At 55.4% G+C, this 18,454-nt stretch carries 21 protein-coding genes; 7 read left to right on the top strand and 14 right to left on the bottom strand.

Going from position 1 to position 18,454, the window contains the following annotated elements; all coding sequences use genetic code 11:
• From IE087_RS05630 to IE087_RS05610, 5 genes are all read right to left on the bottom strand, one after another.
• Positions 1-414: GTP-binding protein (locus tag IE087_RS05630; RefSeq protein WP_189368279.1), on the bottom strand; the 414-nt coding region annotated here is incomplete at its 3' end.
• Between the two features lie 189 nt (positions 415-603).
• Positions 604-1,212, bottom strand: coding sequence for a hypothetical protein (locus IE087_RS05625; protein WP_189368278.1), 609 nt, complete (start codon positions 1,210-1,212; stop codon positions 604-606).
• A 331-nt stretch (positions 1,213-1,543) separates the two neighbouring features.
• Entirely contained in the window at positions 1,544-2,671 is a 1,128-nt protein-coding gene (locus IE087_RS05620; protein ID WP_189368277.1) for a M48 family metallopeptidase, read from the bottom strand.
• The gene (locus IE087_RS05615) at positions 2,671-3,888 is read right to left on the bottom strand and encodes a DUF898 family protein (RefSeq protein ID WP_189368276.1); all 1,218 of its coding nucleotides are present in this window, start codon (positions 3,886-3,888) and stop codon (positions 2,671-2,673) included. The genes IE087_RS05620 and IE087_RS05615 overlap by 1 nt, the downstream gene beginning before the upstream one ends.
• A 69-nt stretch (positions 3,889-3,957) precedes the next feature.
• Complete coding sequence (locus IE087_RS05610; RefSeq protein ID WP_189368275.1) at positions 3,958-6,252, bottom strand: DNA topoisomerase IV subunit A; 2,295 nt, start codon at positions 6,250-6,252, stop codon at positions 3,958-3,960.
• 229 nt (positions 6,253-6,481) lie between these two features.
• Between IE087_RS05610 and IE087_RS05605 the strand changes: the two genes are divergently transcribed.
• From IE087_RS05605 to IE087_RS05590, 4 genes are all read left to right on the top strand, one after another.
• Positions 6,482-7,087, top strand: a complete 606-nt coding sequence (locus IE087_RS05605; protein WP_189368274.1) for an SH3 domain-containing protein — start codon at positions 6,482-6,484, stop codon at positions 7,085-7,087.
• A gap of 55 nt (positions 7,088-7,142) precedes the next feature.
• Positions 7,143-7,973 carry an SDR family NAD(P)-dependent oxidoreductase gene (locus IE087_RS05600; protein WP_189368273.1) on the top strand — a complete coding sequence of 277 codons (831 nt, stop codon included), beginning with the start codon at positions 7,143-7,145 and terminating at the stop codon, positions 7,971-7,973.
• Positions 7,974-8,045: 72 nt separating this feature from the next.
• On the top strand, positions 8,046-8,252 hold the full coding sequence (locus tag IE087_RS05595; protein WP_189368272.1) for a twin transmembrane helix small protein: 207 nt from the start codon (positions 8,046-8,048) through the stop codon (positions 8,250-8,252).
• Between the two features lie 2 nt (positions 8,253-8,254).
• The gene (locus IE087_RS05590) at positions 8,255-8,830 is read left to right on the top strand and encodes a cob(I)yrinic acid a,c-diamide adenosyltransferase (protein ID WP_189368271.1); all 576 of its coding nucleotides are present in this window, start codon (positions 8,255-8,257) and stop codon (positions 8,828-8,830) included.
• On the opposite strand, the gene IE087_RS05585 is transcribed toward IE087_RS05590, so the two are convergent.
• Positions 8,827-9,192, bottom strand: a complete 366-nt coding sequence (locus tag IE087_RS05585; protein WP_189368270.1) for a VOC family protein — start codon at positions 9,190-9,192, stop codon at positions 8,827-8,829. The two genes, IE087_RS05590 and IE087_RS05585, sit on opposite strands and share 4 nt — an antisense overlap.
• A 186-nt stretch (positions 9,193-9,378) precedes the next feature.
• Here IE087_RS05585 and IE087_RS05580 point away from each other — a divergent pair, with 186 nt between their 5' ends.
• Both IE087_RS05580 and IE087_RS05575 read left to right on the top strand, forming a co-directional pair.
• Entirely contained in the window at positions 9,379-10,137 is a 759-nt protein-coding gene (locus IE087_RS05580) for an electron transfer flavoprotein subunit beta/FixA family protein (protein WP_189368269.1), read from the top strand.
• Entirely contained in the window at positions 10,137-11,063 is a 927-nt protein-coding gene (locus IE087_RS05575; protein ID WP_189368268.1) for an electron transfer flavoprotein subunit alpha/FixB family protein, read from the top strand. Before IE087_RS05580 ends, IE087_RS05575 begins: the two co-directional genes overlap by 1 nt.
• Positions 11,064-11,121: 58 nt before the next feature.
• On the opposite strand, the gene IE087_RS05570 is transcribed toward IE087_RS05575, so the two are convergent.
• Positions 11,122-11,934, bottom strand: a complete 813-nt coding sequence (locus IE087_RS05570) for a DUF6473 family protein (protein ID WP_189368267.1) — start codon at positions 11,932-11,934, stop codon at positions 11,122-11,124.
• Positions 11,935-12,085: 151 nt separating this feature from the next.
• On the opposite strand from IE087_RS05570, the gene IE087_RS05565 reads away from it, so the two are divergent.
• On the top strand, positions 12,086-12,961 hold the full coding sequence (locus IE087_RS05565) for a 3-hydroxybutyryl-CoA dehydrogenase (RefSeq protein ID WP_189368266.1): 876 nt from the start codon (positions 12,086-12,088) through the stop codon (positions 12,959-12,961).
• Positions 12,962-12,983: 22 nt separating this feature from the next.
• Here IE087_RS05565 and IE087_RS05560 read toward each other — a convergent pair whose 3' ends face one another.
• From IE087_RS05560 to IE087_RS05530, 7 genes are all read right to left on the bottom strand, one after another.
• Positions 12,984-13,847: a lysophospholipid acyltransferase family protein gene (locus IE087_RS05560; protein WP_229801275.1), complete on the bottom strand. Its 864-nt coding sequence runs from the start codon at positions 13,845-13,847 to the stop codon at positions 12,984-12,986.
• 70 nt (positions 13,848-13,917) lie between these two features.
• Positions 13,918-14,187 carry an HPr family phosphocarrier protein gene (locus IE087_RS05555; protein WP_189368264.1) on the bottom strand — a complete coding sequence of 90 codons (270 nt, stop codon included), beginning with the start codon at positions 14,185-14,187 and terminating at the stop codon, positions 13,918-13,920.
• Positions 14,188-14,189: 2 nt separating this feature from the next.
• Positions 14,190-14,585, bottom strand: coding sequence for a PTS sugar transporter subunit IIA (locus IE087_RS05550; RefSeq protein ID WP_189368263.1), 396 nt, complete (start codon positions 14,583-14,585; stop codon positions 14,190-14,192).
• Positions 14,582-15,475 carry an RNase adapter RapZ gene (gene rapZ / locus IE087_RS05545; RefSeq protein ID WP_189368262.1) on the bottom strand — a complete coding sequence of 298 codons (894 nt, stop codon included), beginning with the start codon at positions 15,473-15,475 and terminating at the stop codon, positions 14,582-14,584. The genes IE087_RS05550 and rapZ overlap by 4 nt, the downstream gene beginning before the upstream one ends.
• Positions 15,472-15,885: an HPr kinase/phosphorylase gene (locus IE087_RS05540; RefSeq protein WP_189368261.1), complete on the bottom strand. Its 414-nt coding sequence runs from the start codon at positions 15,883-15,885 to the stop codon at positions 15,472-15,474. The genes rapZ and IE087_RS05540 overlap by 4 nt, the downstream gene beginning before the upstream one ends.
• Positions 15,886-15,891: 6 nt before the next feature.
• On the bottom strand, positions 15,892-17,583 hold the full coding sequence (locus IE087_RS05535; RefSeq protein ID WP_189368260.1) for a sensor histidine kinase: 1,692 nt from the start codon (positions 17,581-17,583) through the stop codon (positions 15,892-15,894).
• Positions 17,584-17,630: 47 nt separating this feature from the next.
• Complete coding sequence (locus tag IE087_RS05530) at positions 17,631-18,332, bottom strand: response regulator transcription factor (RefSeq protein WP_189368259.1); 702 nt, start codon at positions 18,330-18,332, stop codon at positions 17,631-17,633.
• Positions 18,333-18,454 lie beyond the last annotated feature (122 nt).

Genomic DNA, 18,454 nt, shown 5'->3' with positions numbered 1-18,454 from the left:
GTCGTCGACCTGGTCCACTTTGTTCATGAACACGACGATCTTCGGGATGCCAACCTGGCGACCCAGCAGGATGTGCTCGCGCGTCTGGGGCATCGGGCCGTCAGCCGCGTTCACAACCAGGATCGCGCCGTCCATCTGGGCGGCACCGGTGATCATGTTCTTGACGTAGTCGGCGTGGCCGGGGCAGTCGACGTGGGCGTAGTGACGCGCGTCGGTTTCGTATTCAACGTGCGCGGTCGAGATCGTGATCCCGCGCGCTTTCTCTTCGGGCGCGCCGTCGATCTGGTCATATGCCTGGAAATCACCAAAATACTTCGTGATCGCCGCCGTCAGCGTCGTCTTGCCGTGGTCAACGTGGCCAATCGTGCCAATGTTAACGTGCGGCTTCGTACGTTCAAACTTTTCCTTTGCCATCTCTCAAGACGCCCTTTGTTAAGTTATGGGTGGGAAACCCGTGGTTCACTCCGCGCGGCATTTATTGTGATTGGTTGGGAAAATCAAGTCGGGTCAATCGACACACCGACCCCATTTTGTCGTTGTGTTGACACCGGCGGCGACAGAACTGCCAGACGCATTCATACCTCGTGCCCTATGCGACGCAGTTCAGCCTGCGGCAGGGGCTTCGACTTCGGTGGCGGACTGCTGTGTCTCGGGACCATTTGCCGATGTCTCTTCAGGCGAGAACCAGCCCTGCTCGTTCCTTTGCTTCACGAGAAAGCGTTCAACGGCTTTTGCCGCATTCTGGCTCAATTCCTTGAGCTGTTCCTCGGCTGTCATTGTATAGCCTGTCCCGATGATCGGCGCAGTACCAAACGTTTCCAATACGGTAATCTGCTCGGGTTCATCGTTCAACTTGCCCCCAGCGGCATCGTCCCAGACAGTGACGTTCAGGATCAGAGCTGACTTGGGCGCCAATACAAGCGGGATGCCGGGTTGGGCCAAGACATAGCCTTCGACCGAAATGCCAAAATGGTAACGGCTGGCACCATTGTAACGCCCAAAACGTTCTGCCACCGCACCCTTGACCGCAGCAGTCAGCTGTTCCTCGGTCGCAGGCCGGCTCAGCGGTCCACGCTGCGCGTTGTTGGCTATGACGATGTTATGTTCGAGCCGAAAGTCACCCAACGGCACAGGAGCCTCGTTAAGATCGCGGCTGCTGGCGCATGCCGACAGTCCAGCCAATATCACAAGGCCAAGAACCCAACGCATCATTCCTGCACACTCCCCGTTTTTATGGCATACCGGATACCGCAGCGGCGGCCATCACGCAATTGCAGGGTGCGAAACACTGCATATATCCTCGGGTATCTAAAGAGGGTGGCATGTGGGACACAGCGGTGTCCCACCGTTCTTGATCTGCGTGCCGCCAGTGACAAAGGAAATCGGCACGTGGAATCCAGGAATGCTCTCCTTTTTTGGATACCGTGGGCGCACTGGTTCAATTCAACACCGTGGGCACTTGCCACAGCAACGTTGCGAGGAGCTTGCCCTACCGTCACATGCACTGTGCAGCTGGCGGCTGAAACCTGCTTGATCCCCCCGGTCAGGAACAAATTCCGCGCAGCGCTTCCCACTCCCGCTGTGACAGGATTGGTGCAGTTAAGCCTTGGGCCTCTGCAAATACTCGGGCAGCGTCAGCGCGTGTCTTTGTCTCCGGATGGGAGGCGAGATAAGTTGGTAAATCCAAACCACTACGATCCAGTTCTCCAATCTTGTCAAAGAACTCCGCCATACCTGTTGCATCCGTACCGGATGCGTCCAGCATATTCAGAGCAAATTGGTCTGCCTGTGCCTCCGCCTCACGCGAGTAGGAGGCATTGAGGGTCCATTCGGCCACGACAACCGCCGCACCTCCGCCTGCGAAATCGCCAAGCAACAAGGATAGAAGCCCAGCAGAACCCGCAGTCCGCAATGCGTTGCGGGTGACATCACGGGATTCAACGTGGCCAATCTCATGTGCGAGAACCGCGGCCACTTCATCTGGACTGTCAGCCGTATCGATCAAACCGCGCATCAGAACAATCTGACCGCCTGGTGCCGCAAAGGCGTTGACCATCTTGTGGTCAAAGACAGTAACGTTCAGATCGTATTGCAGAGCCGCGCGCTCGGTCAGACGATCCGTCATTTCTGAAAGCGCGCTCAGTCCTTCGGTATTGTCGCAGGCAAGGCGACCAACGCTGCCATCTCCCAGAAATCGTTCCATTTGGTTTACGACAGTGCGTCCCCAGGCCACTTCCCGTTCAATCGGTATGAAGGTGGCCAGCGTGTTCGCCATCGCAGGTAGAATGACAAAGATCATCAGAAGAAGCGCGCTCACAGCTCCGGTCGACCAGATCGCCACTTTGCGTATTGCACCCGGAGCAATATCGCGGCGCTGGAGATTTGGGCAAAGCTTGAGCAGCCGGAAAGTGAGATCAGGATCATCGACCGTCAGCCGGGCCGTAACGATCAACGCACTATCCAATGATGTATCTGCCTTGAGACTTAGGACAAGCTGATCTTCACGCGCATTTTCTGACAGCGCGCGGATTGCCCAAAGTGGCCAGTACTGCGAGCCCATCGGCAAATCCGAATGTTCCAGCCGCAGTGTTTCTGCGACCGGATCGATGTAGAGATCCACATGCAATCGCTGGCCCGTCTCCCCGTCAAAGAACCGGCCCATTGCAGGCATCAAATGGCACCACCCACATCCAGCGCGTCGGCAAAACCTTCAGCATCGGCGCCTTTATCGGCACTGCGTTGACGGATGGAATCAAGGTGTTCGGCTTGAAGGACGGTGACATGTTCCACGGCATGGGCAATCACGGGCTGAGTGATCAGCACAAGGCTCAGACCTCCTGTCGCCAGAATCGCACCTGCGTAGAGGACCCCGATCAGCGCCAACCCCAAGAAAGTGCCTGCGTTCGGATCAAAGTCGGTACCGGATGACATCGACATGAAGATGCCTGCACCTATGCTGCCGATGACACCAAACACAACAGTGACAACCACCCCGACAACAATCGACCCAACGACGATTTTGCCTATGATCGCGGATGTTTCCAGACGCGCAAGAAACGTCACATGATCATCCAGTCTTTTACGGGCCGTCAGGTAGTTGAATGCATAGACACGGTAGTAAATCAGCCCGATCAGTGCCCAGACATAACCGACAAACAACAAGACACCCCCAAAAACGCCCGTACCAACCTCGTTCCGAGTTCCTGCCATCGCGACGGCAATAATGCCCGCAGCGAGTATGGCGAAAGCGATTAAGAGGTGTTTCATCCCGCCATACAAGTCCGTCCATTTCCCCGTCTGCACAAACCTTCCGTCACCGTACCAGGTCCTGTCGGCCATGTACTTCTCCAGCTTGAATGTCGCCAATGGATTTAGAAGTCCAAGGCTCAGGAGAACCAGTAGGTAGTAACCAATTGCGCGAAAGGCATATCCCCACGCGCCATTCTCCATCCCGAACCGGATGCCCCTCCAGCGCGTGCGCGCCATTCTGTAACGCCGCGCGCGGTATCGCGCGAACAGCATCAGCGGTACGACCGCAAGAAGGGTGACATAGATCGCAAAGAACTGCGCAATTTCTTGCCCCGGCGTATCTGGTAAGACAAAGAGATTTAGGCCGAAGAAAAACAAAGCCATCTGAACAATGCCCAGATAGATTGCCAGAATAACGATGGCGACAAGAAACCCGAGGAACTTCTCCAGACCCGTACCGGTATATTCAAAACTATCGTCATCACCACTGACAGAAGACCAGATGTATTTCCTGATCCGTGTTTTGGCCCAGAAACGGTAGACCCCAAGCGTCAAAACAGTGAGGACCGCTGTGACAAGGTAAAGTTTGAACAGTGGTCCGCCTTTTCCAAAATAGCGACCATCAATCTGTGTATTCATTAAATTCACTTCCAACTACTGAACCTGCAGGACAAGGCAACCCTACACGCACGCAAACACCGCGCGAAATCAGGTGAACATATTGTCGCGTGGAAAACCGCGCGGTGCCATCCGCCCCGCCCCAGCGCGCTTGCCCCGCCATTCTGCAAGGTCGGTTTCTGTTCTGGTTCGTCCTGCCGGGTCGAGCCAACTCAGACCGTCCGCCAATGTGAAGGTGGTAGCATCGCTAAGGCCGCCATCCTTGTACTTTTGAAGTCGCACACCTTTGCCGCGCGCCATTTCCGGCAACTCTCCAAGGCCAAACACCAGAACCTTGCGGTTCTCACCAACAACCGCAACACAATCCCCCAGAGCCGGTTTGCAGACAGCCATCCGAACATCCCCACGCACGTTCAGTACCTGCTTGCCGGCACGGGTTTGCGCGATCACCTCGTCCTCGGGCACAATGAACCCGTCACCGGCCGAGGATGCGACCAAGAGCTTGCGACCGGGCTTGTGCGTCATCAAGGTATGAATCTGTACTTCGTTTGGCAGGTCAATCATCAGGCGCAATGGTTCTCCCATACCACGCCCACCTGGCAGGTTTGCGGCAGAGACGGTGTAGAACCGGCCATTGGACCCTACCACCACCAAGCGGTCCGTCGTCTCGGCATGGAATATGAATCGGGGGCCATCCCCATCCTTGAACTTCAGTTCGCGGTTCAGGTCGATATGGCCAGTCATGGCACGGATCCAACCCATTTGGCTGCAAACAACGGTTATGGGTTCGCGGTCGATCATTGCCTCAAGTGGCACATCCTCAACGTCGCCCGCTTCGGCAAAAGTCGTACGGCGCGCACCGCCCTCATAGTCCTTACCGAACTTCTTTTTCGTTTCGCGCATTTGATCGGATATGGCCTGCCACTGCAGATCTTCGCTTTCCAATAGATCTTCGAGCGCGGCGCGTTCCTCCATCAAATCCGCTTGCTCACGAAGGAGTTCCATCTCCTCCAGGCGCCGCAAGGATCGCAAACGCATGTTCAGTATCGCTTCGACCTGAACATCGCTAAGCTCGCCGTCGCCAGGTTGAGGCGTAACATAATCAGCCTCGGACATCGCGCGTGGATGATCTTTACCCCAGTCTTCACGCATCAAGGCAGCTTTGGGGTCATCATCATAGCGAATGATGTCAATCACCCGATCGAGATTCAGAAAGGCCACTATCAGCCCCTCAAGCACCTCTAACCGGTGATCGATCTTTTCCATCCGGTGCTGGCTTCGCCGGATCAAAACTTCGCGGCGGAAATCAAGAAAGGCGCGCAGCACTTCTTTCATGCTGCAAACCTTGGGTGTCACCCCGTCGATCAGCACGTTCATATTCAGGCTGAACCGCACCTCAAGGTCGGAGTTGCGATAGAGCATGCCCATCAGCACATCAGGATCAACGTTCTTGGAACGCGGCTCGAGTATCAGACGGATATCGTCAGCACTTTCATCCCGGACGTCTGCCAAAATCGGCACTTTCTTAGTCTGGATGACCTCGGCAAGTTTTTCGATAAGTTTGGATTTCTGGACTTGATAGGGGATTTCGGTCACGACGATCTGCCATTGACCGCGGCCCAAATCCTCGACTTCGAACCGACAACGCAAACGGAACCCGCCCTTGCCGGTGCGATATGCCTGAGCGATCGCCTCAGGCGGCTCCACGATGATACCTCCCGTGGGAAAATCGGGGCCGGGAACGTAGTTCAAAAGCGTGTCATCGCGCGCATCAGGTGTTTTGATCAGATGCAGGCAGGCATCACACAGTTCAGCGATATTGTGTGGCGGGATATTCGTGGCCATTCCCACGGCAATCCCCGATGCACCATTCGCCAGCAGGTTTGGAAACTGCGCGGGCAGCACTACGGGTTCGGTGAGCGTGCCGTCGTAGTTCTCGCGGAAATCAACAGCGTTTTCGTTCAAGCCTTCCAACAACGCTTCGGCCACCGCCGTCATCCGCGCTTCCGTATAGCGCGAGGCCGCCGGGTTATCCCCATCAATATTGCCGAAGTTCCCTTGCCCATCGACAAGCGGATAGCGCACGTTAAAATCCTGTGCGAGGCGCGCCATGGCATCGTAAATCGCGGCATCCCCGTGTGGGTGATAGTTCCCCATCACATCGCCGGAAATCTTGGCCGACTTGCGGAATCCTCCCGATGAGGACAGCCGCAATTCCCGCATAGCGAACAGAATCCGTCGATGAACCGGCTTAAGACCATCGCGCGCATCCGGAAGCGCACGGTGCATGATCGTGGACAGCGCGTAAGTGAGGTACCTTTCACCCAGTGCACGACGCAACGGTTCGGACAGGTCCATATTGGGGGTATCGGTCTGATCGGACATAGATGATGTGTAGCCGCCCACCCTGTCGGGAACAAGCGGTCAGGTGGGTGATCTGCCGTTCGGGAAGTTTTCGGACGGCGACTCCGTTGCTTTGACACAACAACATTGGCCTGGGAGGAAAGTTGACCGGATTTTACCAGTGTTTGGAATCGTTCTGTTTGTTAATAATTACCGAGTCTTATCAAGCTGCTGATTGGACAGACAAAGTACGTTGGGGGGAACGCATAGTATGGTGCGGTTCATTATTGTTACATTTGGATTTCTTGCGTTCGCATTCTACGAGCTGAGCGGAGGCGCAGATTTCGACGCCGAACAGACCCGCTTGTCTCGCATCGAATTGCCGGCCGAGGTCGAAGAAGAGACGCTCGCGCAAGCCGAGCCAGCCCCAGCTACGCCCGTCATCCCCGAAAACGTAACGCGCGTGTCTCTTAACTTGAACAGCGTGGGCGATGTGTTACGCCCGCAGCGCACCGTTCGAACAACAGCAGCTCGTCCAGCCGCAACGGAAGCGGAGAGTGAAACAGACATCGCCCTAAGCGAAGAAGAACCCACAATCATTCTGCCAAGCCTGATTGTCGACGATGCCATTATCACTCCCGTGGACTTCAACGCGCCGAACACTTCAGAAGAGACGTCCAATGACGTGCGTGCAGTATCTGCCCGCAGCGTGAATGTGCGTGGAGGCCCGGGCACTGGCTACTCTGTCGTCAACCGACTAGCGCGCGGAGACGAGGTGGAGGTCTTGCAAGACCCAGGAAACGGATGGGTGAAGCTGCGTCCGTTGAATGGTGGCACGATCGGATGGATGGCGGACTACCTACTAAGCAAAGGCTGATTGCACGCGAGGCGGATCGCTCTATTGTCCCGGCCGAGTTTCAACGGGACAAGACATGACAAAAAAATCCATTCTCATTACGGGCAGTTCGTCCGGTATCGGGTATGCGTCAGCGCATGGCATGCGTGATGCAGGTTGGAAGGTTTTTGCGTCATGCCGCAAACCCGAAGATTGCGCGCGCCTGCAAAGCGAAGGGTTCGAGAGCCCCCTAATCGACTACACAAATAAGACAACAATCGCGACAGGCGTGAGCGAGGTACTGGAGGCTACCGGCGGCACGATTGATGCCCTGTTCAACAACGGTGCGTTCGGCACGCCTGGCGCAGTCGAAGATCTGCCGACAGATGCACTGCGGGCAATTTTCGAAGCAAATTTTTTTGGATGGCATGAACTGACGCGCCAGGTCATCCCCGCAATGCGCAAGCAGGGGCACGGACGGATCGTGCAATGCTCATCTGTGCTTGGGTTTGTGACCATGCCATGGCGCGGGGCATACAATGCAACCAAGTTCGCACTCGAGGGACTCACCCATACATTGCGGATCGAGATGCGAAACACACCGATTGATGTGATCTTAATCGAACCCGGTCCAATCACCAGCAAGATACGTGCAAATTCGATCCCGCATTTCGAAAAATGGATTGATTGGGAGAACTCCCCACGCGTCGAGCAGTACAGGGAAAAACTGCGCAAAAGACTGTATTCTGACTCTGGTCCAGATGCGTTTGAGTTGCCCCCCGAGGCTGTCGTCAAGAAGTTGCGACGCGCGTTGGAAGCACGGAAACCACGCCCGGTTTACATGGTGACGACGCCTACGTTCTTGATGGCCGCTTGTCGCCGCGTACTGACCACGCGCGGATTAGATCGCATTTTGTCCATCGGGTGACGGAACGACGCGTTCGCTTTTATACCTGTGTCACCTACATGGTCCACATGTAAGGAAAAGGGACCGAAAAACATGGGCTTTGACCCGCTATTCATCTTGATTGTGCTGGCTTGTCTGGCAGTCGTCGTTGTGCTCATGCTGGGGCTTGGCGGATTTGCCAAGGGGTCGGGTTGGGCCAAAGACAACTCGAACCGTCTGATGCGCTATCGGATCGGTGCACAATTCATAGCCGTCCTTTTGATTCTTGCCTATGTGGCTTTGCGTGGAACAGGGAACTGAGCATGGTTGTTCTGAACAAGATTTATACAAAAACGGGCGACGCAGGAGAGACAGCGCTTGGGAACGGAGCAAGGGTCGCAAAACATGCAATGCGCGTTACAGCCTATGGCACCGTTGACGAGTTGAACGCCTTTCTTGGAGTTGCCCGCCTGGTAGCTGACGGGGACACTGATACGGCCCTGAGCCGGATTCAAAACGATCTTTTCGATCTGGGCGCAGACCTATGCCGACCAGACATGGAGAAAGACGCCGAGGCAGAATACCCTCCTTTGCGCATGACCGATGCCCAGGTGACACGTTTGGAAACAGAGATTGATGCCATGAACGGCAATCTTGAACCATTGCGCAGCTTTATTCTACCAGGCGGCTCTGCCTTGTCCGCGCATCTGCATGTCTGCCGCACTGTGGCCCGTCGTGCCGAAAGACTTGCCGTCGAATTGGCCACAATGGAATCGGTCAACCCGGCTGCGGTCAAATACCTGAACCGCCTCAGTGACTGGTTTTTTGTGGCCGCCCGCATTGCGAACAACGGTGGCAAGAACGATGTGTTGTGGGTTCCAGGGGCGAACCGCGACTAGCCGTCCTCTGGCTCCCAAAGCTCAATCGGTGTGCCCTCGGGATCAGAAAGATGCGCAAAACGACCGATCCCGGGCATGTCGCCAACCATCTTCACCGGTATCCCAGCGTCCTCGAGCTGGGCTGCCATCGCATCAAGGCTGCGCACACGGAAATTCAGCATGAACGTTTTATCAGCGGCAAAATAGTCGGTATCTGACGCAAAGGGCGCAAAGACCGTTGCTCCTCCCTTGGCCATCCACGGTTTTTGGTCCGAAACGGTCGGCACCAAATCAATGCCGAGCGTGTCGCGATACCATGTCGCCAGTGTTTCCGGATCTTTGGACCGGAAGAAAAAACCGCCAAAACCCTGAACATGTTCCATGGCAATCCTCCTTTCCCACAGTGTATCAAAGTTTCCGTTCCACGGCATCACACTGAAAACGCGGCGTTCAATTGCTGTGACGTGACGATTTTGTCCTGTTTCCGTTGCGGCGTCTTGGGTAAACCACTCGGGATTGGCTATCTCGGCTGTCACAGCTGAGTCGTTATTTTAAGGAGAGGAACGCTCATGAAGGTGCTTGTGCCCGTCAAACGCGTGATCGACTACAACGTGAAGGTACGCGTGAAAGCGGACGGATCGGGTGTTGATCTCGCCAATGTCAAAATGTCGATGAACCCGTTTGACGAAATCGCGGTCGAACAGGCCATCCGCCTGAAAGAAGCGGGTCAGGCAGAAGAAGTCGTGGCGGTCTCCATCGGCGTCAAACAAGCTCAGGAAACGCTGCGTACGGCCCTTGCCATGGGTGCGGACCGTGCGATCCTGGTCGTGGCGGCTGATGATGTGCACACTGACATCGAACCCCTGACGGTTGCCAAGATCCTTGCCAAAGTGGTCGAGGACGAACAGCCCGGGCTGGTACTCTGCGGCAAACAGGCGATCGACAACGACATGAATGCCACTGGCCAGATGTTGTCAGCCCTCATGGGGTGGAGCCAGGCCACGTTCGCCTCGGAAGTCGAAATTGCTGGCGACAAGGCCAAGGTCACGCGCGAAGTCGACGGTGGTTTGCAAACCATCGAGGTCAACATGCCGACCGTCATCTCGGTTGACCTGCGCCTGAACGAACCACGCTATGCGTCGCTGCCCAACATCATGAAAGCCAAGAAGAAGCCGCTGGATGAAAAAACAGCCGCTGACTATGGCGTTGATACCGCACCGCGGCTCGAAATCGTGAAAACGGCCGAGCCCGAAGCGCGTGCTGCGGGCATCAAGGTGGGCTCCGTTGACGAGCTTGTGGCGAAACTCAAAGAAGCGGGGGCTGTGTAATGGCTGTTCTTCTTCTCGCAGAAATCAATGACGGTGAATTGGCCATGGATGCCACGGCCAAGGCGGTTACTGCCGCCAAGGCACTTGGCGATGTGACCGTGCTAGCAACGGGCGCGACTTGTGCCGATGCAGCGGCATCTGCCGCCACTATCGACGGTGTAGGCAAAGTGCTGTGCGCCGAAGATGCGTTGTATGGCAAACGTCTGGCCGAACCGGTGGCAGACCTGATCGTATCGCTTGCTGGCGACTACGAACACATCGTGGCGCCCGCGACCACGGACGCCAAGAACATCATGCCCCGCGTTGCAGCATTGCTGGACGCCATGGTGGTGTCCGACGCGACAGCGGTTGTTGACGGCAGCACGTTCGAACGCCCCATCTATGCTGGCAACGCAATCCAGACGGTAAAGGCTGGCGACGGCAAAAAGGTCATCACCTTCCGTACGTCGACATTTGATGCGGCAGGCACAGGCGGATCTGCATCGGTCGAAACAATTGGTGCGGCGGCCAATCCTGCGCTGTCGAGCTGGGTTGAAGACAAAGTGGCCGAAAGCGATCGCCCCGAACTGACTTCGGCCGGTGTTGTTGTGTCCGGCGGCCGCGGTGTCGGGTCAGAAGACGATTTCGCACTGATCGAGAAACTGGCCGACAAGCTGGGCGCCGCTGTTGGCGCATCGCGCGCAGCGGTTGACTCGGGCTATGCGCCGAACGACTGGCAGGTAGGTCAGACCGGTAAGGTTGTGGCCCCTGACCTTTACGTTGCCGTTGGCATCTCAGGCGCGATCCAGCACTTGGCTGGCATGAAAGACTCTAAAGTCATCGTTGCTATCAACAAAGACGAAGAAGCCCCGATCTTCCAAGTGGCAGATTACGGTCTGGTTGCAGACCTGTTCGACGCGGTCCCCGAGATGATCGAAAAGCTGTAAAAAATAGCGGCTTAAAAACCGAAAAACCCGCCGCAAGCCAGCGGCGGGTTTTTTATTGTTACGTCAGGATTGGAACTAGGGCCTGAGCAATTTCGTGATGTGCAACGGGCCCAGGCATGGTGCGGGCCGCCGGCGCGTCCATTTCGCTGAACACCATACCTTCCGTTCCTGCATCCACAGCTTCGTCCGAAATGACCGCTTCGACATAGTCCGTCGCGAGCTCTGACACCTTTTGGATCATTCCCCTGGAGACCAATGCAAGATCTGCATCAAGGTCATTTGCCGATGCTTCGGGCGTTTGCCTGCTGGCCCACAACAACACGGTCCTGCCGGGTATCTGACTAAGCACAAGCCGCATACGCGCGACCCAAGCGGTTTGTAACTCTTCCACGACCGCTTCAAACCTTTCCGGGGACAGAAGGTACAAGCGGTTCAACAAATGATTGGTAAAGTTGAACTCGGCAAAATCCACTTCGCGGTAAATCGCACGCAACAGAGACGATGCTTCGACAAACCGGTCATTGCGGCGCGGATGCACCCGATAAAACCGGTTCGACATGTTTCGTGGGCTGGTGATCTGGATCACCGTCGTTTGCGCCATACCAGAGACCTTGCGCAGATAGGGGTCGGTCGCAAAAACGTCGACACCTCCGTTCAACGATCCGAAATTCACGCATGTTATGCCCATAGATTGTTCAACCAAATCCGGAAACGGCGTAGGCACGAACTTCCCATACGTGATTGACCCGCCAAAGAAGGCAACAAACGGCCTATCCAGAGCGCGCCTTGGCCCACGAAACAAGACTTTGGAATTGCCGTATCGACACGGCAAGTAATCGAGCCCACCCGGACCCAAAGATTCAATACTCATGAGACCCACTCTCACTATTTACCCACGACAACTGTGGCAGCAGATTATTGAAGAACCCCTAACGCAGATGATCATCATTGAGGCATCGCGTCCCCTTGCCCCCAACATCTGCCTGACCATATGGTGCGGGAACGTTGCATGAGGTCGGTAAATGGACATCAAGACAGTTGGAATTGTTGGCGCGGGGCAGATGGGGAACGGCATCGCGCATGTGATGTCTCTTGCCGGGTATGATGTCATGCTGAACGATATCTCGGGCGACGCATTGGCTGCAGCCATGGCCACCATTGACCGGAACCTCGAACGACAAGTGAGCCGCGAAAAAATCAGCGCGGACGACAAGTTAACGGCAATTGCACGCATTCAAACCACCCAAAAACTGACTGATTTGGGCCAGACCGATCTGGTGATCGAAGCAGCAACCGAGCGGGAAACTGTTAAACAGGCGATATTCGAAGATCTCGTTCCGCACTTGCAACCGCATACGATCCTGACGTCGAACACGTCATCCATTTCGATCACGCGTCTGGCCAGCCGCACAGATCGGCCTGAAAAGTTCATGGGCTTCCACTTCATGAACCCCGTTCCAGTTATGCAACTCGTGGAACTGATCCGGGGAATCGCAACCGATACGGAAACGTTCCACGCCTGTGCAACCGTGGTAGAGAAGCTTGGTAAAACGGCTGCAACGGCCGAGGACTTCCCCGCGTTCATCGTGAACCGCATTCTCATGCCAATGATCAACGAGGCCGTCTATACGCTGTACGAAGGGGTCGGCTCGGTCAAATCCATCGACTCTTCAATGAGGCTGGGCGCAAATCATCCGATGGGGCCGTTGGAACTGGCCGATTTTATCGGCTTGGATACCTGCCTGGCTATCATGAATGTCCTTCACGACGGGCTTGCAGATACCAAGTACCGTCCATGCCCGCTATTGACGAAATATGTCGAGGCTGGGTGGTTAGGCCGGAAAACTCAGCGCGGATTCTATGATTATCGCGGAGAAACTCCTGTTCCAACGCGTTAGCCTTGGTTTGAAACCTGCGTGGTCAGTTTTTAAGCGCCATGGTGTGATCGCGTAGCCACGCCATGAATCCGCGCGGATCGTCCTTGAAGTCCGCAACAATCTGCGGATCAAGGGCGTGGCCTACAACGGGGCCTTGCGGCTTGTTACAGGATCGCACGATTTCATGCAGTAGAAGGCCTTGCCTCAGCATCGGCGATACCTTGTCCGCAATGTGGTACGCACGGCTGTTTGCTCCAGGAAAGCGCATAGGAACGACGGTTGCGCCCGAGCGGCGAATAAGCTGCGCCGTAAAGACATTCCATTCGGCTTCCACGGCTGGTCCCCACCACGTTTCAGACGTCGCAACAACACCCGATGGGAACAGTGCAACAACCCCGCCCTCTTTGAGGTGAGCCATTGCCTTAGCCCGCATTTCCACTCCCTTGCGCTGTGCGTCTGGATCATGTGGGAACGGGACCGGGATCATGTAGCTGCCTGCGACCTCATCAATGACCGTCAGCAAGGATCGTGTCAAAATGCGGTAGTCTGGGCGCACGCGCCCGATCAGGTCGGCAAATATCATGCCATCCACCATGCCGTGCGGGTGGTTGGCAACGACAATCACAGGCCCTTCTTTTGGGATGCGGTCCAGCTGTTCCTGCGGAGTGGTAAGATCGATACCCATCACATCGAGGCACGCACGCCAGAATGCTTGTCCCGATGGTGCGCCCTGACGCTCGAACTTCCGGATCAGGCGCAGGATCGTCAGTTTCCCGGTAAACGCTTCCATCACACGGATGAAGGTTGCCTTCCACGGATCATCGAATGTTGACGCGTATGACAGACTGCGACGGTCGTATGTATTGAAAGTCACCTGATCAGGTTCAGGTTTCGTAACCTTCGTCATGTTATGTGTGCTATCGACCATACGATCGTCACCTTCTATCGACGTATGGACCTCTCAAGCCACTCGCGGCTCAGGCCTCTTCTCCGAACTTGTCAGCAATCAGCGCGCTGAGGGCATCTGCCAATGGCTCAGCGTCCGGGCCGGACGTTTCAACGTCAATAAAACTTCCCATTGGCGCTGCCAACATCAAAAGACCCATAATGCTGTCGCCCGATGCAGACATACCATTCTGTGTCACAGTCGCCCGCGCGTCAAATGCCTCGACCACTTCAACCAGTTTGGCTGACGCACGTGCGTGCAGACCCTTGATATTCACGATTTCCAGTTTGCGGTGAGTCATCTTCAGGTATCTGCGCCTATATTCTGGCTGTCGATGTATTTCTTGCCAGCACTCAGTGCGGCTTGCACGGCATCCGTCACATGCATCTTACGGCTTTTTGCAAGTTTGATCAGCATGGGCAAGTTCGCGCCATAGAGGATGCGGCGGTTTTGCGGCTTGCAGGCCAACAAGCTGAGATTTGAGGGGGAACCGCCAAACAGGTCGGTTACAACAACAACACCATCACCTGTATCGACCTCGTCCGCTGCAACACAGATTTCATCTTCTTTGGCCTTGCGATCGTGGTCGGCTTCGATTGCGATCGCGCGCACGCCAGCCTGTTTGCCAACGACATGCTCTATGGCCCGCAGATACTCAGTAGCGAGCCCGCCATGTGCGACAATCACAATCCCGATCAAGCTGAAGCCTCTTCGCGTTTGCGGCGATCCAGTTCCCGATGCCGAATAGACACTTGCCAGCCAGCGTCTGCAAGGGCTGTAGCCAAGGTTTCCGCCATGGCGACGGATCGATGTTGACCGCCCGTGCAACCGAATGCAACCGAGAGGTGAGACTTGCCTTCCTCGAGCACACTTGGCAATTGCCAAAGCAAAAGATCACGCAAACGAGTCTCGAACTCGGTTGCGCGTGGGTCAGCCCAGATGTGCCTGCGAACTTCCACGTCCAAACCGGTTTTGTTGCGCAATTCTGGTTCCCAATACGGGTTCTTCAAAAACCGGCAATCAAAGACCATGTCTATCGAGCGAGGCAGTCCTCGCTTGTAGCTGAAACTCTGCACCGCAACAGCCAGTTGGGTTTGCTCGCCTGGAGAAAACCAGTGTTCCACTTCCGCACGCAATTGGTGCACATTAAGCTCCGATGTATCGATCAATACATCCGCCCGCTCACGCACTGGGGCAAGCAACTCCTTTTCCCGCAGAATTCCAGCCTCGACCCTGTCCGCTTCTGCCAGGGGATGCCTACGTCGTGTTTCCGAAAACCGGTTAAGCAGCACTTCGGTGCTGCAATCCAGATAAAGAAGTTCGGGGTCCATTCCTGGAACACCCGAGATTTGTCCAAGCACGTCCGCAATGGCTGTACTCGAAAAGTCCCGGTTGCGCGGATCCACGCCTAGTGCCATCGGTTTATCTGGCATCGGGTCGTTCAGAAGGGCCTCAATCAGACGCACCGGCAGATTGTCGATCGCTTCGTACCCCAAATCCTCCAAGACGCGAATCGCACTAGACCTTCCTGCGCCTGATGGTCCAGTCACAAATACAAGGCGACGCGGCACGGTCATGGCAACTGTCATTCCGGATACTCAATTCCACATTTGAGGTATTGCACAATCGCAGAAGGCCAAGCGGGGCTGTCCACTTTGTGAAGGCAAGGCAATGTTTGCCCCAAAACTGTTTTTGAATGATGTTCAGGAAATCTCTTGCACTCAACTTCATCCATGTCGACCACCAGATGCAATACGGCATCTACGGCATCTGCACGCAAAACACCAATACCACGCGCTTCAATGAGGCCCTTGATACTGTCCGGAGCCGTCATTTGTATGATGTCATCGACGCAGGCAAGCTCAGTTTGATCGTCTGACACGAGCGTCGCCCCCAAAGCCATGAGTTGAAGCGCAAGGCTCGACTTGCCACTTCCGGATGCGCCGACGATCAGTACACCCCGTCCGCTTACGTCTACAGCGCTCGCGTGCAGACGCATCTGCGACTAGACCGGCAAACCAACGACGAAACGAGCGCCCAGCGGCTCAGACGTTATGTCGGCATCTGTCGGGCGAATATTCTCCGCCCAGATCACACCGCCATGCGCCTCTACAATCTGTTTGGAGATAGCGAGTCCAAGGCCAGAGTTGTTTCCGAAATGCTCTTCAGGACGTTGGGAATAAAATCGTTTGAAGATTTTGGTGAGCGCCTGATCCGGGATACCCGGGCCGGTGTCTTCGACCACGACCAAAACCCGGTTTTCACGCTTGCGAGCCCAAACGCGGATCGCATCCCCATCTTCGCAGAAGGAAATGGCATTCGTGATCAGGTTGACGAAAACTTGCGCTAAACGCGCCTCCAGGCCTTGTACCTCGATGGGATGCGCTGGCAAATCGGTGATGAATTCGATACCTTTGCTCTTTGCATCCTCACCGAGATATTGGCTCAAATTCCCAAGCATTTGCAAGAGGTTGAACGGCTCTTCCTCTTCCTTTACGAGCTCACTGTCCAGTCGCGAAGCATTCGAGATATCGCTCACGAGCCGGTCCAAGCGCCGTACATCATGATCAATTACGTCCAGAAGTTTTTCGCGCTGGTCATCACGTTTGACCATACGAAGCGTACCCACGGCAGATCGCAGCGAAGCAAGAGGATTCTTGATTTCATGTGCGACGTCAGCTGCGAACTGTTCGTTGCCATCAATCCGATTATACAGTGCCGCTATCATACCGCGCAAAGCGCCAGACAATCTACCGATCTCGTCCGGGCGCGCCGTCAGGTCCGGAATACGGATACGGCCCGGGTTCACTTTCCGCGCATTTTTGTCACGGCCCAACTCTGCGGCCGTGGCAAGGTCTGCTAAGGGGTTGGCAATAGTCGATGCCAACACAAGGCTGAGGCCGATTGATACCAGTGTCGCGATCACGAACATCTGCAAAACACGTTCGCGCTCTCCTCTTACGAGGGCGTCAATCTCTCCAGATGCGCTGGTCAGCGCAATTACGCCAACGGCAGACCCTTCATGCTGGATCGGAGTGACAACGCTGAAAATGGCACCTCCAGCCACTGTTAGGTTTTCGCTGATTTGCGTGTCGCCTGTCAGGCTGCGCGCGACCAGCGGACGCAATTGATCTTCAATCAATGCAGGTGTTGGTGCGTCAGGGCCGGAAAACGGTCGGGACACCTGCCGCCAAAGCCAGCTCAATCCATCCGTCAGAACAGCCACATTTTCTGTTTCTGGCAGTTGGGTTGCCAGCGGTTTCAGAGTGCCTTCGCTTTGTCCAACCAGGGCTTCTGCAGCGTCGAAAACATAGACCTCATGGCCCATGCGCAAATCCAGCTGAGCGAGTGTTTCGGGGACATTCGCACCGTCGCCCGTTGCAAGGTTCACAGGTGCATTCGCAGGAAGCTGCGCTTCGATCACATCTGCAACCAGCTCAGCTTGTGAAACGAGAGCGGATAACCTTTGAACCGCCAAACTCTCTCTCGTGGAATTCAGATAAAGAATTCCCGCGACCAAAACGTTAAGTGCGATGAGATTGAATGTAATGATTTTGCGCGCCAGAGGCGAGGCGCGCAACGACATCAAGCCGCGCCGCGCACGACCATCCCTTAACTCAGTCGCACCGGATGTTTCCGGTGCGACCCAGTCTTCACCAAGGACAACGTCACCATCCCGGGATGCTGGGGAACTCATGTCTCGCACGATAGTCCTCTTGGCATGCGCTTCGCCAAACGCGCCTGTTATTCTTCGTTGTAACGATACCCGATGCCATACAACGTCTCAATTGCGGAGAACTCATTGTCGGCACTGCGCATTTTCTTGCGCAAACGCTTGATGTGGCTGTCGATCGTGCGGTCGTCGACATACACCTGATCGTCGTATGCAACATCCATGAGCTGATCGCGCGACTTCACGAAGCCCGGGCGTTGAGCCAAGGCTTGCAGCAACAGGAATTCAGTGACGGTCAGTGACACGTCCTTGCCTTTCCAAGCAACGGCATGACGCAATGGATCCATCCGCAGATCCCCGCGCTCCATCACCTTGGTCTCTTCGGTATCACCAACGACATCACCAGCGACCGCATCCTGTCGACGCAAAAGCGCGCGAATACGTTCCACCAACAGGCGTTGGGAAAACGGTTTTTTGACGTAGTCATCTGCCCCCATTCGCAGACCTAAAACTTCGTCAATCTCGTCATCCTTAGATGTTAGGAAGATGACGGGCATAGTCGTTTTCTGGCGCAACCTTTGCAGCAAATCCATGCCGTCCATGCGGGGCATCTTGATGTCCAGCACGGCCATGTCTGGCAAACGCTTGTTGAAAGCGTCAAGCGCAGCCTGACCATCATTATACGTTTCGACCTCGAACCCTTCAGCCTCGAGCGTCATGGAGACGGACGTCAGGATATTCCGGTCGTCATCCACCAATGCAATCTTTGACATTGCCTGTTTCCTTATACTGCTCGTACTTTTTGTTTTTCGAACATTGTCTCGACTTTGACCTTCCGAATCAATCCATAAGTGCGAATCACGCCCAGAATGGGCTTCAGACTGGCCAGAAAGTG

Origin of the sequence: Tateyamaria omphalii, from assembly GCF_014651375.1 — a bacterium.
Lineage (GTDB): Bacteria > Pseudomonadota > Alphaproteobacteria > Rhodobacterales > Rhodobacteraceae > Tateyamaria > Tateyamaria omphalii.
Note: the sequence above shows the minus strand (reverse complement) of the source record. Positions and strands in the feature narration are given on the sequence as shown.

Bases quoted from the DNA above. Each gene is read 5' to 3' on its own strand.
- IE087_RS05625 (WP_189368278.1), bottom strand. From the start codon at position 1,212: ATGATGCGTTGGGTTCTTGGCCTTGTGATATTGGCTGGACTGTCGGCA.
- IE087_RS05620 (WP_189368277.1), bottom strand. From the start codon at position 2,671: ATGCCTGCAATGGGCCGGTTCTTTGACGGGGAGACGGGCCAGCGATTG.
- IE087_RS05615 (WP_189368276.1), bottom strand. From the start codon at position 3,888: ATGAATACACAGATTGATGGTCGCTATTTTGGAAAAGGCGGACCACTG.
- IE087_RS05610 (WP_189368275.1), bottom strand. From the start codon at position 6,252: ATGTCCGATCAGACCGATACCCCCAATATGGACCTGTCCGAACCGTTG.
- IE087_RS05605 (WP_189368274.1), top strand. From the start codon at position 6,482: ATGGTGCGGTTCATTATTGTTACATTTGGATTTCTTGCGTTCGCATTC.
- IE087_RS05600 (WP_189368273.1), top strand. From the start codon at position 7,143: ATGACAAAAAAATCCATTCTCATTACGGGCAGTTCGTCCGGTATCGGG.
- IE087_RS05595 (WP_189368272.1), top strand. From the start codon at position 8,046: ATGGGCTTTGACCCGCTATTCATCTTGATTGTGCTGGCTTGTCTGGCA.
- IE087_RS05590 (WP_189368271.1), top strand. From the start codon at position 8,255: ATGGTTGTTCTGAACAAGATTTATACAAAAACGGGCGACGCAGGAGAG.
- IE087_RS05585 (WP_189368270.1), bottom strand. From the start codon at position 9,192: ATGGAACATGTTCAGGGTTTTGGCGGTTTTTTCTTCCGGTCCAAAGAT.
- IE087_RS05580 (WP_189368269.1), top strand. From the start codon at position 9,379: ATGAAGGTGCTTGTGCCCGTCAAACGCGTGATCGACTACAACGTGAAG.
- IE087_RS05575 (WP_189368268.1), top strand. From the start codon at position 10,137: ATGGCTGTTCTTCTTCTCGCAGAAATCAATGACGGTGAATTGGCCATG.
- IE087_RS05570 (WP_189368267.1), bottom strand. From the start codon at position 11,934: ATGAGTATTGAATCTTTGGGTCCGGGTGGGCTCGATTACTTGCCGTGT.
- IE087_RS05565 (WP_189368266.1), top strand. From the start codon at position 12,086: ATGGACATCAAGACAGTTGGAATTGTTGGCGCGGGGCAGATGGGGAAC.
- IE087_RS05560 (WP_229801275.1), bottom strand. From the start codon at position 13,847: ATGACGAAGGTTACGAAACCTGAACCTGATCAGGTGACTTTCAATACA.
- IE087_RS05555 (WP_189368264.1), bottom strand. From the start codon at position 14,187: ATGACTCACCGCAAACTGGAAATCGTGAATATCAAGGGTCTGCACGCA.
- rapZ (WP_189368262.1), bottom strand. From the start codon at position 15,475: ATGACAGTTGCCATGACCGTGCCGCGTCGCCTTGTATTTGTGACTGGA.
- IE087_RS05540 (WP_189368261.1), bottom strand. From the start codon at position 15,885: ATGCGTCTGCACGCGAGCGCTGTAGACGTAAGCGGACGGGGTGTACTG.
- IE087_RS05535 (WP_189368260.1), bottom strand. From the start codon at position 17,583: ATGAGTTCCCCAGCATCCCGGGATGGTGACGTTGTCCTTGGTGAAGAC.
- IE087_RS05530 (WP_189368259.1), bottom strand. From the start codon at position 18,332: ATGTCAAAGATTGCATTGGTGGATGACGACCGGAATATCCTGACGTCC.